Source organism: Kitasatospora sp. NPDC057595 (assembly GCF_042800875.1).
Taxonomy (GTDB): Bacteria; Actinomycetota; Actinomycetes; order Streptomycetales; family Streptomycetaceae; genus Kitasatospora.
In genome coordinates this window covers 154,916-167,037 of sequence record NZ_JBHVGL010000014.1, presented here as the reverse complement: position 1 = coordinate 167,037, position 12,122 = coordinate 154,916, and the positions used below count along the sequence as shown (strand labels likewise).

Here is a 12,122-nt window from a genome sequence, read left to right as displayed (position 1 = left end):
CCCGGGACGGACGCTCGCGAGCCCCTGCCCGGACCCCACCGCCCCACTCGGGGCGGGCGTGGTGATGCCGAGGAGGAGGTAGCTCGTTGACACGTCGGCGCCAACGCCTGATGGTCTGTTACCTGGCGTGGATGGTGCTGTTCACCGGCATCTACTACACCAACCCCTCCCAGCGGATCATCTGGTGGACGGGCATCGGCCTGGGCGGCGTCGCCGCCATCGTGGTCGGCGTCCGCCTCAACCGCCCCTCCCACGCCGTCTACTGGTACCTGCTGGCGCTCGCCAACCTCAGCTTCACCGCGGGCGAGGTGGTGCAGGTCGTCCAGATGCAGTTCCTGCACCTGGGCAGCCCGTTCCCGTCCGTCGCCGACGGCTTCTACCTCGCCGAGTACCTGCTCTACGCGGCCGGCGTGCTGGGCTTCATCCGCTGGCGGACGGCGCATCAGGACCGGGCCAGCCTGCTGGACGCGCTCATCCTCACCATGGGCCTGGCGCTGCTCGCCTGGATCTACCTGATCCTGCCCTACGCCCGGAACCCGGACCTGGGCTGGTTCCAGAAGGCCGTCTCGATCGCCTACCCGCTCGGCGACGTCGTCGTGCTCGCCCTGCTGCTGCGGCTGATCGTGCCGCGCGGCGGGGTCAGCCGCTCGCTGCAGCTGCTCGCCGCCGGAACGGTCGGCCTGCTGGTCTCCGACATCCTGTACGGGCTGATCCTGCTGCACGGCGACTGGCACATCGGCACCCCCGTGGACCTCGGCTGGGCCGCCTTCTACACCGCCTGGGGCGCCGCCGCGCTGCACCCCTCGATGGTCGAGCTGACCAGGCCCATCCCCAGCCAGCAGCCCGACATCGGCCCCGGCCGGCTCGCCCTGCTCGCCGCCGCCTCGCTGATCGCGCCGACCATCCTGATGGTGGAGGCGGCCAACGGGAACACCAGCAACGCCGGGGTCATCGGCGCCTTCTCGGCGATCCTCTACCTGCTGGTGCTCGCCCGGCTGGCGGTCGTGGTGCGCGCCCGCCGGCAGGCCGTCACCCGCGAGCGGGCACTGCGCGAGGCCGGCTCCTCGCTCACCGCGGCCGTCACCGTCGAGGAGGTCGCCGACGCCGTCCAGGCCGCCGCGTCCACCCTGATGCCCACCGAGCCGGGCCACGTCGCGCTGCTCGCCGTCACCGAGGGCGGCGTGCTGCACGTCCGGCACGCCGAGCGCGGGGCGGGCCGCCACCACCTCGGCGCCGGACGCGACTCCGGCGAGGTGCTCGCCCTGGCCGCCTACCGGGAGACGCGGCTGCTGCCCGTCGGGGACCTCGGCAACGGCCTCGCCGGCCGGATCGACGGCATGCCGAGCGCCCTGCTGTGCCCGCTCACCCTCGCCGAGCGCCCCTCCGGCGACCCGCTGATCGGCGCCCTCATCGTCACCGGCACCGAGCAGGAGCTGACCAGTCTCTGGGGCTCGCTGGAGATCCTCGCCGCGCAGGCCGCGCTCGCCGTCGAACGGGTCATGCTCAGCCAGGAGATCACCCGGCGCGACAGCGAGGCCTACTTCCGCACCCTGGTGCAGAGCGCCGGCGACGTCATCCTGATCCTCGACGAGGACGACTCGGTGCGCTACGCCTCGGCCTCCTCCGCCGGGCGCGTCCTCGGCCGTGCCGACCTGGCGGGCACGCTGCTCACCGACCTGGTGCCACCCGAGGACAGCCGGGCGGTCGGCAAGGCGCTGGCCCGGATGCGCGGCCCCGCCGTCACCGGCGGCGCCCGCTCCGGCCTGGACACCCTGCGTGAGCACTGGCGGTTACTGCGGGCCGACGGCTCACCGATCGAGGCCGAGGTGCACTGCAACGACCTGCGCGACGATCCGACGGTCGGCGGCCTGGTGCTCACCCTGCGCGACGTCACCGAGCAACGGCAGATGGAGCGCGAACTCACCCACCGGGCCTTCCACGACTCGCTCACCGGCCTCGCCAACCGCGTGCTGTTCCGCGACCGGGTCGGCCACGCACTCTCCCGCGGCGAGCGCAGCGGCGCCGTCACCGGGGTGCTCTTCGTCGACCTGGACGACTTCAAGGTGGTCAACGACACCCAGGGCCACGCGGTCGGCGACGAGCTGCTGGTCGCCGTCTCGCTGCGGATCTCCACCGCGCTGCGTTCCTCCGACACCGCCGCCCGGCTCGGCGGCGACGAGTTCGCGGTGCTGGTGGAGGACGCGCTGGAGCCGGCCGATGTCGGGGTGATCGCCCAGGCCGTGCTGGCGGCGTTCACCGAGCCGTTCAAGCTGAGCGCGGGCGCGGTGCGGGTGTCGGCGTCCATCGGGGTGGCGACGACCGAGGACAGCGTGGACGCCACCGAGCTGCTGAGCCACGCGGACCTCGCGCTGTACTCGGCGAAGGCGGCGGGCAAGCGGCAGTGGTGCCCCTACCAGCCGGCACTGCAGGCCGGGCTGATGGCGCGGCACGAGCTGAACGAGAACCTGGACACCGCGCTCGCCGAGTCCGCCTTCCGGCTGTACTACCAGCCGATCGTCGATCTGCAGACGGGGGACCTGGTCGCCTTCGAGGCCCTGGTCCGGTGGCCGCACGACCGGCGCGGCATGGTGCTGCCCGACGAGTTCATCGCCCTCGCCGAGGAGAGCGGCCAGATCGTGCCGCTCGGGGCCTGGGTCCTGGAGCGCGCCGCCCAGGAGGCGGCGGCCTGGCACGACCTCAGCACCCCCGCCCGCGCCACCGCCGGCCTGCCCCCGCTGCGCGTCAACGTCAACGTCTCCGCCCGCCAGTTCCGCGACGCCGGCTTCGTCGACGTGGTCCGCGGCGCCCTGCGCTCCTCCGGCATCCCGCCCGGGTCCCTGGTCCTGGAGCTGACCGAATCCGTCCTGATGCGCCGCGACGACCGTGTCCACACCGACATGCGCACCCTCGGCGAACTCGGCGTCGGCATCGCCATCGACGACTTCGGCACCGGCTACTCCTCGCTGTCCTACCTGCGCGAGTTCCCGATCTCCGTGCTGAAGATCGACAAGTCCTTCATCGACGGCCTCGGCCTCTCCCAGCAGCAGTACGCCCTCGTCGAGGGCATCACCCGGATCGCCGACACCCTCGACGTCCAGGTCATCGCCGAGGGCATCGAGCACCCCGAACAGCGCGACCTCCTCGCCGCCATGGGCTGCCCCCTCGGCCAGGGCTACCTCTTCGCCCACCCCCTCACCGCGGACCAGGCCCAGGACTTCATCACCCGCCACACCACCGCCCTGAGCCACCCCTCCCGCACCGGCCTCCAGGAGCACTAGGCGGCCGACCGACCCGCTCCCGCCGAAGCCCCGCCCTCCGGCAGGTCGCCGTGCGGCGAGAACACGAAGGACGAGGCATCGCCGTCGAGATCGATGGTGAGCGCCGCCTCCAGTGCCCGCGCGAGCCGTCGGAGCAGGGGCAGCGTCGGCAGCGAGTCACCGCCCTCGATCGTCGAGATCTGGGGCTGGCTCATGCCCGCACGACGGGCCAGCTCGGTCTGGGAAAGCCCCAGTTCGGTGCGCCGGTCGTAGACCGCCTGCCCGAGTGCGAACGCGTACCCTGCCTCCATGTAGGCCGCGGACTCCTCGACCGGCTCACCCAGGAGCTTCTTGGTACGCCGGGTCCTCCACTCACCGTGGTTCACGGACTCTCCTCCTTGATCCGGTCGTACTCGTGCTCGGCCGGACCGTGCCGGGCCTCGCACTCCTTCTGCGCCTGGTGCGCCCGTTCGACCTCCGCGGACTCACGCTGCCGTGTCTTGCGATCCGGCTCGATTTCGAGCCGCCACATGTCTGGCCGGTGGCGACTATACAGAAATCCCTATAGCGCCCGGCCCGCCGAGCCGGAAGGCGCCCGCGCGGGCGGCGGCTTCGGCGGCGGCGGCGGCGCGGTCGGCGGTGGCCTCGTCGAGGGGGTCGGGGGTGGTGAGCATGCGGTAGTAGAGGGGGGCGGAGACGGCGCGGATGACTTCGGCGGGGTCGGTGCCGGGCGGGAGGTCGCCGCGGTCGACGGCCTCCGTGACGCAGGGGGCCCACTCCTCGACGCGGGCGCGGTAGAAGCGGTGGAGGGCCTCGGCGGCGGCCGGGTCGCAGGTGGCGGCGACCAGCACGGCGCGGAACAGGGCGCCCTGGCGGGGGTCGGCCAGGGTGCGCCGGACGAGGCGGGCGTTGGCCCGCAGGTCCTCGTGGAGGGAGCCGGTGCGGCTGCGCGGGAGGGACTGCTCGGCCATGTCGGCGAGGACGTCGGCGAGCAGCGCGCCGACCGAGCCCCAGCGCCGGTAGACGGTGGTGCGGCCGACCTCCGCCCGCCGGGCGATGTCACCGAGGTCGAGCCCGGCGAAGCCGACCTCGACGAGAGCGTCCTCGGCCGCCCTCAGCACGGCGGTCCGCACGCGCGCCGTCCGGCCGCCCGGCCGCTGCATGCCCTGGGCTCCCTGGGTTCCCTGCGGGCCCTGCGGGCTCGATGAAGTCATTAACGGGATTCCTGTTCCATTAGCGTCGCCGACAGTGCTAGGGTCGGTGACATCTTAACGGCACAAAAGTCCCGTTAGCGAAGGGAACCCCCCATGGAGTACCGCCGCCTCGGCGCGTCCGGCCTCACCGTCCCCGCCCTCTCCCTCGGCACCGGCACCTTCGGTGGCCGCGGTCCGCTCTTCGGCGCCTGGGGCAACTCCGACGCCGACGACGCCCGCCGCCTGCTCGACATCGCCATCGACGCCGGCGTCACCCTCTTCGACACGGCCGACGTCTACTCCGACGGCGCCTCCGAGGAGGTCCTCGGCCAGGCCGTCAAGGGCCGCCGCGACCAGGTGCTGATCTCCACCAAGGCCGGCCTGCCGGTCGGCGACGGCCCCAACGACGCCGGCACCTCCCGCGCCCGCCTGGTCACCGCCGTCGACGCCGCCCTGCGCCGCCTGGACACCGACCACATCGACCTCTTCCAGCTGCACGCCTTCGACGCCGCCACCCCCGTCGAGGAGGTGCTCGCCACCCTGGACGACCTGGTCCGCGCCGGGAAGGTCCGCTACACCGGCGTCTCCAACTTCTCCGGCTGGCAGCTGATGAAGTCCCTCGCCGCCGCCGACCGCGACGCCCGCCCCCGCTACGCCGCCCACCAGGTCTACTACTCGCTGGTCGGCCGCGACTACGAGTGGGAGCTGATGCCGCTCGCCCAGGACCAGGGCGTCGGCGCGCTGGTCTGGAGCCCGCTCGGCTGGGGGCGCCTCACCGGGCGGATCCGCCGCGGCACCCCGATCCCGGCCGGCAGCCGCCTGCACGACACCGCCGACTACGGCCCGCCGGTCGACGACGAGCTGCTGTACGACGTGATGGACGCGCTGGACGCGGTCGCCGAGGAGACCGGCCGGACCGTCCCCCAGGTGGCGATCAACTGGCTGCTGCGCCGGCCCACCGTCTCCTCGGTGATCATCGGCGCCCGCAACGAGGAACAGCTGCGCCAGAACCTCGGCGCGGTGGGCTGGGAGCTGACGCCCGGGCAGGTCGCCCGGCTGGACGCGGCCAGCCTGCGCACCGCGCCGTACCCCTACTTCCCGTACCGCCGCCAGGAGGCCTTCGCCCGCCGCAACCCGCCGCTCGCGGGCTGAGCGGCGGCGCGGGGGTGCGAGCGGGGCGTGCGGACAGGCGCGCGGCCGGACAATAACCGCTTGTCAGCGCAGCTCACGACAGGGCATCGTCAAGACCATGATCGAACTGAGTGCACTGACCTCCGACGACTGGCCGCTCTGGCGCGAGCTGCGCCTGGCCGCCCTGGCCGAGGCGCCGTACGCCTTCGGCTCCGCGCTCGCCGACTGGCAGGGCGAGGGCGACCGCGAGGAGCGCTGGCGGTCCCGGCTGGAGATCCCCGGCGCCCTCGACCTGGTCGCCCTGGTGGACGGCGAGCCCGTAGCGATGGCGACCGGCGTGCCGCAGGACGGTCACGCCGAGCTGATCTCGATGTGGGTCGGCCCGAAGGCGCGCGGCCGGGGCGTCGGCGCCCTGCTGATCACCGAGATCGAGCGGTGGGCCGCCCGGCAGGGCCTGCCCGCCCTGCGCCTCGCTGTGATGCCGGGCAACGCCCACGCCATCGCCCTGTACGAGCGCACCGGCTTCACGGACACCGGCGAGCCGGGCGACCTCCTCCCCGACGGCGTGAGCCGCGAGATCGTGATGGCCAAGCCGCTTCCCGCCGCCTGATCAGGCGCGGTGGCCCAGGGCCCGCAGGACGAACGGGAGGAGGCGGTCGGCCGCCTCCTCCGCCGCCCGCGCGTCCACCTGGTCGGGCGCCTTCGGGGTGAGGAAGAACCGGCTCATGACCGGGCCGACGACCACGTCACCGAGCGGTTCGGCGTCCTCGGGCGGCGGGATCTCCCCACGCTCGACGGCGCGCCGCACGATCGTGCCGACCCGCTCGTGGACCGGCGCGAGGAAGGCCGCCGCGAGCGCCTCGGCCAGGGCGGTGCTCCGGGTGGCCTCGCCGATCAGGGCCCGCATCAGCCGGCCGCCCTCGCCGGTCATGGCGGCGGCCTTGTCCCGGAGCAGGGTGCGCAGATCGCCTTCGAGGCTGCCGGTGTCGGGCTGGACGGTGAGGTCCTCGGCGCAGAGCGCGGCCGCGGCGATGACCAGGTCGTCCTTGGACGACCAGCGGCGGTAGAGGGTGGCGGTGGAGACGCCCGCCCGGGCCGCCACGGCGGCGGTGGTCAGCCCGCCGTAGCCGCTCTCCGCCAGTACGGCCAGGGTCGCGTCCAGCAGGGCCCGGTTCCGGCTCGCGTCACGGGGGCGGCCCCGGCGTGCCGCGGTCTCAGTCATCCCACCAGCATATCGCCACAAGAAACGAAAACGTTTCGTTTCGTATAGGCTCGACAGCATGAGCGCCTCCACCGAACCCCTCGCCCTGGACGCCGCCGACGCTGCCGCCTCGACCACCGACGGCACCACCACCGACGGCACCGTCACCGACGCCGCCTCGACCGTCGCCCGCCTCAACGCCGCCTTCGCCACCGGCCGCACCAGGCCCGTCGCCTGGCGCAAGGCGCAGCTGCGCGCCCTGCGGCGCCTGCTCGTCGAACAGGAGGCCGTCTTCGCCGCCGCCCTCTGGGCCGACCTCGGCAAGAACGCCACCGAGGCCCACACCACCGAGATCGGCTTCACCCTCAACGAGATCGACCACACCCTGCGCCACCTGGACCGCTGGCTGCGCCCGCGCCGCGTCCCGGTGCCGCTGTCGCTCCAGCCGGCCCGGGCCCGCACGGTGCGCGAGCCGCTGGGCACCGTGCTGATCATCAGCCCGTGGAACTACCCGCTGCAGCTGGCCCTCTCCCCACTGGTCGGCGCCCTGGCCGCCGGCAACACCGCGGTCGTCAAGCCCAGCGAACTGGCCCCGGCGACCTCGGCCGCCCTCGCCGAGTGGCTGCCGCGCGCCCTGGACCCGCGGGCGGTGGCCGTCGTCGAGGGCGGGGTGCCGGAGACCACGGCGCTGCTGGAGCAGCGCTTCGACCACGTCTTCTACACCGGGAACGGCACCGTCGGCCGGATCGTGATGGCCGCCGCCGCGCGCCATCTCACGCCGGTCACCCTGGAGCTGGGCGGCAAGAGCCCCGCCGTCGTGGAGCCGGGCACCGACCTCGCGGCGGCGGCCCGCCGGATCGCCTGGGGCAAGTTCATGAACGCCGGGCAGACCTGTGTCGCCCCCGACTACGTGCTCGCCGTCGGGGACACCGCGCCGGCCCTGGAGCGGCACCTCACGGAGGCGATCCGCGCGATGTACGGCGCCGACCCCGCCGCCAGTCCCGACTACGGGCGCATCGTCAACGAGCGGCACTTCGACCGGCTGTCCGCCCTCCTCGGGGACGGCCGCCTGGTCACCGGCGGCGACCGCGACCGCGCCACCCGCTACCTCGCCCCGACCGTCCTGGCCGACGTCGAGCCGGACGCGCCGGTGATGCGCGAGGAGATCTTCGGTCCGGTGCTGCCGATCGTCCGCGTTCCCGACCTGGACGCGGCGATCGCCTTCATCACCGCCCGCGACAAGCCGCTCGCCCTCTACGCGTTCACCGCCTCGGCCCGCTCCAAGGCCCGGCTGACCGCGCAGACCTCCTCCGGCGCCCTGAACTTCGGCGCCCCCAACGCCCATCTGGCGGTGCCCGGGCTGCCGTTCGGCGGCGTCGGCGAGAGCGGCACGGGCGGCTACCACGGCCGGCACTCGCTGGACACCTTCAGCCACACCAAGGCCGTCCTCGACAAGCCGCTGCGCGCGGACACCCTGCGGCTGGCCTACCCGCCGTTCACCGCGCGCAAGTCCGGGCTGCTGCGCCGGTTCCTGTAGGACGCGGCCGCCTCCCGGTTCCCTGCGGCTCCTCCCGGCCCCTCCCGGTTCAGGCACTCCACAGGTAGACGCTGAACGACGTGGCCCCGTCCCCGAGGTCCCACGACCGTCGCTCGGTGAACGCCCGGCGCCCGCGCCTGAGTTCGCGCTCGGACTCGGGCGCGGGCACCGGCTCGGGCTCGGGCTCCGGCTCCGGCGCGTCGGCCGTCGCGGTGAGGACGGACAGGGCCATCCTCGTCATCGCGGCGCCACGCAACGGCCGGAGGGACTGCGTCGTCTCGCTCATGCCGCCAGCTTCTCGGCCCCGTTCACCCGGCTCGCCGACATTCCTCTGCCGTTCACCCGATCAACGGACCGTATGGGGTGCGGACTTGACGCCTCCGGGGAAGAGTCGGCCGAGGTGGTAGTGCAGGACGGCCGTCGCGTCCTCCGCGGTGCGCTGGCCGAGCAGGACGCTCAGGCCGAGACCGGCGGAGACGGCGAGCAGCACGACGGCCTCCTGCCGGACGTCCAGCCGGGGATCGGTGTCCCCGGCCTGCTGGGCGGCGGTCAGCTGGGCGACCAGGAAGCCCTCCATCTCGTTGGGTGCGGCCAGGAACGACTGGCCGCCGAGCGCGGGGTCGGTGACGGAGAGCACCGCGTACTCGGTGTAGACGAGGTGGAAGGTGCGGCTCTCCTCGTCCGTCGGCACGGCCTCGATCAGCACCGCCTCGACGACGTCGCGCGGGGCCGTCGACGCTCCGGTCGCCCGGACGCGGTCGCGGACCCGCTCGCCCATGCGGACGGCGAGGCGGCCGAGCGCCGCGAGCAGCAACTGCTCCTTGGTGTCGAAGTAGTACTGCACGAGCCGCACCGAGACGCCCGCCTCGGTCGCGACGGATCGCATGGTGACGGCGTGCAGTCCGTCGCTCGCCGCCACCCGGAGCAGGGCGTCGATGATGTGGGCGCGCCGTTCCTCGTGGTCCACCAGCTTGGGCATCGGGTTCCGGTTCCTCTCGAATTCTTTTATGGTACAAACATACCATCAAGTCCTGCGGCTTTGCCGATCGGCGGCTTGCCGATCCGCCGCTTCACGCCTGTTCCGGGAGGGGACCCATGACCAGGACAGCCATCGGACACTTCACCGACGACGGGGCCCGGGCGACGTTCCTCGCCGCCTACGACCGCGCGATGGAGCTGTGGCCGGGCCCGCGCGAGGAGCTGGACGTCGAGACCTCCTACGGCACCGTCCATGTCCACCGCTACGGCCCCGCGACCGGCGAACCGGTCGTCCTGCTGCACGGCCACGCGGGGCACGCGTCCAACTGGTACCCGCAGATCGCCGCCCTCGGCGAGCACCACCCCGTCTACGCGATCGACACCCTCGACGACCCCGGCCGCAGCGTCCAGCGCGCCGTCGCGGCCGGCTCCGCGGAGAACGCCGCCTGGCTCGGCGAGGTGTTCGCCGCGCTCGACCTGGACCGCATCCACCTGGCCGGCCTCTCCTACGGCGGCTGGCTGGCCCTCAACCAGGCGGTTCACGCCCCCGAACGCCTCGCCTCCGTCGCACCGCTCGACCCCGGCGGCATCGGCGAGGTCCCCGCCCGCTTCTACGCCCACATGATCGGCGGCCTGTTCGGCCTGCTCGCCCCCCGGCGCTGGCGCCCCGCGCTGGGCCGCCTGCTCGCCAACCCGGCGCTGAGCGCCCCGCCCGAGATGATCGCCCCGCTGATGCTGGCCATGCGGAGCTACAAGCCCAGCACCCGCCCTGCCGCCCGCCGGTTCACCGACGAGGAACTGCGCTCCATCCGCCTGCCCGCCCTCGTCCTGCTCGGCCGCCGCAGCGCCCTGCTCCGCCCCGCCCCGGCCCTCGCCCGCGTCACCGCCCTCATCCCGGGCGTCCGCGCCGAGATCGTGGAGCGGGCCGGCCACGGCCTCAACCTGGAACGCCCCGACCTCGTCAACGACCACCTGCTGCGGTTCATCAGCGGCGCGGTCAGTGGGGCCCGCTAGCCTCCGGACATGGCGAACTACGCGTATCTCTGCGCCACCGAGGTGGCCTCCCTCTACCCCTCCAGCCAGCTGAAGGGCTTCGATCCGCAAGGCGGGGTCGTCGCGCACGACGTCTCCGGCGTGCCGCTGCTCTGGCTCGCCATGTTCCGTCCGGCGGACCTCGTGACCGGTGTGTTCACGCTCGACGAGGACGACCTGGACGACGACGAGGAGGCGGAGGTGGAGGCCACCGCGCCGCTGGCGGCGAAGGAGCGGGCGCTCGCGCAGCTCGATGCGGCGCTGCCGGTGCTGAACGCACTGTTCGCCACCGAGGGCCCGCTCGACGCCCATGCCGCGCTGCTGCGGCAGGCGGTCGAGAAGGCGCCGGGCGCGTTCGTGACGATCGAGCTCGACGAGATCGAGGGGATCTGGGAGGAGGAGGGCACCTTCCAGCCCACCCTGCGCGCCGCACTGGCCGGCCTCGACGGCGGCCTCGACGGTGGCCTCGACAACGGCCTCGACGGCGGCACGCGGGCCGCCGCCGACCGTGCCCGCCTGATCGAGCTGTCGCGGCTGCGGCCCGGCCGCCCGTTCCCCTCCGCCCGGCTGATCGTCGACGGAACGGAGGCCGGTGACGACGACTACTGGAACCTCGTGCGGCTGCTCGGCACGAGCTTCGCCGCCGAGGTGCCGTGGGAGACGCCGGCCGCGACAGCCTGAACCGATCAACCGCAAGGAAATGCTCGTCAGGAATTTACACAACTGCCATCTGGCAGTCCTGCCACTTCCCTAGCTTTGGTGGGGCCCGGCCACGGACCCGCGGCCGGGCCCCCACCAGAGTGAGGCCGCACATGACGCACGACGGCACCATCGGCATCGTCCAGATCTCCGACACCCACTTCCGCGCCGCCCCCGGCACCCGGTCCTTCGTCGCCCACGAACCCGAGGACGGCCTCGCGGCGGTGTTCGCCGACGCGGCGGACGCGATCGCGGACGCCGCCCTGGTGGTGGCCACCGGCGACCTGGCGGACCTCGGCGAGCCCGGCGCCTACGACCGGCTGGGCGGGATGCTGGACACGCTGCCCACCCCCGTCTACTGCCTCGGCGGCAACCACGACCGGCACGACCCGATGCAGGCCCGGCTGCCCCGCCCCAACGTGCACGTCGAGCCCGCCGTCCAGGTCGGCAACTGGCTGATGCTGCTCCTCGACACCAACGCCCACGGGCGCGAGGCCACGGACGACGGCGGCTACCGCGACCTCGACGACCGGGTCCACCGGGCCGCCCAGCCCGGCCTCACCCCGGTCGAGGAGCAGCGCGCCCGCGCGATCCTGACCGCCACGGGGGCGGAGCACGTCTTCCTCTGGCTCCACCAGCCGCCGCTGCCCCGGACCGCCCCGGACACCGAGACCTACCGCGAACTCACCCGGCTGGTCCGCGACTTCCCCACGATCCGGGCGATCGGCGCCGGCCACCTGCACAGCGACCTCTCCGGCGAGTTCGAGGGCCGCCCGGTCCACGTCTGCCCGTCCAGCTTCATGAGCATCGACGCGCCCAACCGCATCCTGGAGGGGCCCGGCTACCGCACCTACCGGCTGCACCCCGACGGCCGCGTCGAGACCGAGGTCCGCATCGTCCCCGGGGCGATGACCGAGGCCATGCGCGCCACCCCCATGCCGGTGTTCCTCGCCGACATGATGGCCGGCCGGATCACCGGCCGGGAGCTCAATGCCCTCAGCGACGACGAGTTCGAGGCCCGCTACGGCGAGCGCCGCCCGCTCGCCCACCGGTAGCCCGCGCGGCGCCCCTGCCGACCGCCACACCCGACTGTC

13 protein-coding genes are annotated in these 12,122 nt (G+C 73.6%); 7 read left to right on the top strand and 6 right to left on the bottom strand.

Annotated features, from left to right (window positions below):
• Positions 1 to 86 precede the first annotated feature (86 nt).
• A complete protein-coding gene (locus ACFU9E_RS22005) occupies positions 87 to 3,278 on the top strand; it encodes a putative bifunctional diguanylate cyclase/phosphodiesterase (RefSeq protein WP_380680386.1) in 3,192 nt (1,063 codons plus the stop codon).
• Here ACFU9E_RS22005 and ACFU9E_RS22000 read toward each other — a convergent pair.
• From ACFU9E_RS22000 to ACFU9E_RS21990, 3 genes are read right to left on the bottom strand one after another with little or no spacing between them, the layout of a single operon-like run.
• Complete coding sequence (locus ACFU9E_RS22000) at positions 3,275 to 3,643, bottom strand: helix-turn-helix domain-containing protein (protein ID WP_380680383.1); 369 nt, start codon at positions 3,641 to 3,643, stop codon at positions 3,275 to 3,277. The two genes, ACFU9E_RS22005 and ACFU9E_RS22000, sit on opposite strands and share 4 nt — an antisense overlap.
• Positions 3,640 to 3,789 (bottom strand): hypothetical protein, encoded by a 150-nt coding sequence (locus tag ACFU9E_RS21995; RefSeq protein WP_380680381.1) that lies wholly within the window; start codon positions 3,787 to 3,789, stop codon positions 3,640 to 3,642. The genes ACFU9E_RS22000 and ACFU9E_RS21995 overlap by 4 nt, the downstream gene beginning before the upstream one ends.
• A 16-nt stretch (positions 3,790 to 3,805) precedes the next feature.
• Positions 3,806 to 4,471: a TetR/AcrR family transcriptional regulator gene (locus ACFU9E_RS21990; RefSeq protein ID WP_380680378.1), complete on the bottom strand. Its 666-nt coding sequence runs from the start codon at positions 4,469 to 4,471 to the stop codon at positions 3,806 to 3,808.
• A 93-nt stretch (positions 4,472 to 4,564) separates the two neighbouring features.
• Between ACFU9E_RS21990 and ACFU9E_RS21985 the strand changes: the two genes are divergently transcribed.
• Complete coding sequence (locus ACFU9E_RS21985) at positions 4,565 to 5,602, top strand: aldo/keto reductase (protein WP_380680375.1); 1,038 nt, start codon at positions 4,565 to 4,567, stop codon at positions 5,600 to 5,602.
• Between the two features lie 97 nt (positions 5,603 to 5,699).
• The gene (locus ACFU9E_RS21980; RefSeq protein WP_380680372.1) at positions 5,700 to 6,191 is read left to right on the top strand and encodes a GNAT family N-acetyltransferase; all 492 of its coding nucleotides are present in this window, start codon (positions 5,700 to 5,702) and stop codon (positions 6,189 to 6,191) included.
• Here ACFU9E_RS21980 and ACFU9E_RS21975 read toward each other — a convergent pair whose 3' ends face one another.
• Positions 6,192 to 6,803, bottom strand: a complete 612-nt coding sequence (locus ACFU9E_RS21975; RefSeq protein WP_380680369.1) for a TetR/AcrR family transcriptional regulator — start codon at positions 6,801 to 6,803, stop codon at positions 6,192 to 6,194.
• Between the two features lie 58 nt (positions 6,804 to 6,861).
• Between ACFU9E_RS21975 and ACFU9E_RS21970 the strand changes: the two genes are divergently transcribed.
• A complete protein-coding gene (locus ACFU9E_RS21970; protein ID WP_380680366.1) occupies positions 6,862 to 8,319 on the top strand; it encodes an aldehyde dehydrogenase family protein in 1,458 nt (485 codons plus the stop codon).
• A gap of 49 nt (positions 8,320 to 8,368) precedes the next feature.
• Here the strand turns inward: ACFU9E_RS21970 and ACFU9E_RS21965 are convergent, their stop codons facing one another.
• Positions 8,369 to 8,605, bottom strand: coding sequence for a hypothetical protein (locus ACFU9E_RS21965; protein ID WP_380680363.1), 237 nt, complete (start codon positions 8,603 to 8,605; stop codon positions 8,369 to 8,371).
• 60 nt (positions 8,606 to 8,665) lie between these two features.
• The gene (locus ACFU9E_RS21960; RefSeq protein WP_380680360.1) at positions 8,666 to 9,298 is read right to left on the bottom strand and encodes a TetR/AcrR family transcriptional regulator; all 633 of its coding nucleotides are present in this window, start codon (positions 9,296 to 9,298) and stop codon (positions 8,666 to 8,668) included.
• Between the two features lie 116 nt (positions 9,299 to 9,414).
• Here ACFU9E_RS21960 and ACFU9E_RS21955 point away from each other — a divergent pair, with 116 nt between their 5' ends.
• The 3 genes from ACFU9E_RS21955 (at position 9,415) to ACFU9E_RS21945 (ending at position 12,083) form a co-directional block, all read left to right on the top strand.
• Positions 9,415 to 10,311 (top strand): alpha/beta fold hydrolase, encoded by an 897-nt coding sequence (locus tag ACFU9E_RS21955; RefSeq protein ID WP_380680357.1) that lies wholly within the window; start codon positions 9,415 to 9,417, stop codon positions 10,309 to 10,311.
• A 9-nt stretch (positions 10,312 to 10,320) separates the two neighbouring features.
• Positions 10,321 to 11,010: a hypothetical protein gene (locus ACFU9E_RS21950; protein ID WP_380680354.1), complete on the top strand. Its 690-nt coding sequence runs from the start codon at positions 10,321 to 10,323 to the stop codon at positions 11,008 to 11,010.
• A 131-nt stretch (positions 11,011 to 11,141) separates the two neighbouring features.
• Positions 11,142 to 12,083, top strand: a complete 942-nt coding sequence (locus ACFU9E_RS21945; protein ID WP_380680351.1) for a metallophosphoesterase — start codon at positions 11,142 to 11,144, stop codon at positions 12,081 to 12,083.
• The last annotated feature ends 39 nt before the right edge of the window (positions 12,084 to 12,122 follow it).

Coding starts and splice junctions, on each gene's coding strand:
- ACFU9E_RS21995 (WP_380680381.1), bottom strand. CDS start 3,789: ATGTGGCGGCTCGAAATCGAGCCGGATCGCAAGACACGGCAGCGTGAG.
- ACFU9E_RS21990 (WP_380680378.1), bottom strand. CDS start 4,471: ATGACTTCATCGAGCCCGCAGGGCCCGCAGGGAACCCAGGGAGCCCAG.
- ACFU9E_RS21985 (WP_380680375.1), top strand. CDS start 4,565: ATGGAGTACCGCCGCCTCGGCGCGTCCGGCCTCACCGTCCCCGCCCTC.
- ACFU9E_RS21980 (WP_380680372.1), top strand. CDS start 5,700: ATGATCGAACTGAGTGCACTGACCTCCGACGACTGGCCGCTCTGGCGC.
- ACFU9E_RS21975 (WP_380680369.1), bottom strand. CDS start 6,803: ATGACTGAGACCGCGGCACGCCGGGGCCGCCCCCGTGACGCGAGCCGG.
- ACFU9E_RS21970 (WP_380680366.1), top strand. CDS start 6,862: ATGAGCGCCTCCACCGAACCCCTCGCCCTGGACGCCGCCGACGCTGCC.
- ACFU9E_RS21965 (WP_380680363.1), bottom strand. CDS start 8,605: ATGAGCGAGACGACGCAGTCCCTCCGGCCGTTGCGTGGCGCCGCGATG.
- ACFU9E_RS21960 (WP_380680360.1), bottom strand. CDS start 9,298: ATGCCCAAGCTGGTGGACCACGAGGAACGGCGCGCCCACATCATCGAC.
- ACFU9E_RS21955 (WP_380680357.1), top strand. CDS start 9,415: ATGACCAGGACAGCCATCGGACACTTCACCGACGACGGGGCCCGGGCG.
- ACFU9E_RS21950 (WP_380680354.1), top strand. CDS start 10,321: ATGGCGAACTACGCGTATCTCTGCGCCACCGAGGTGGCCTCCCTCTAC.
- ACFU9E_RS21945 (WP_380680351.1), top strand. CDS start 11,142: ATGACGCACGACGGCACCATCGGCATCGTCCAGATCTCCGACACCCAC.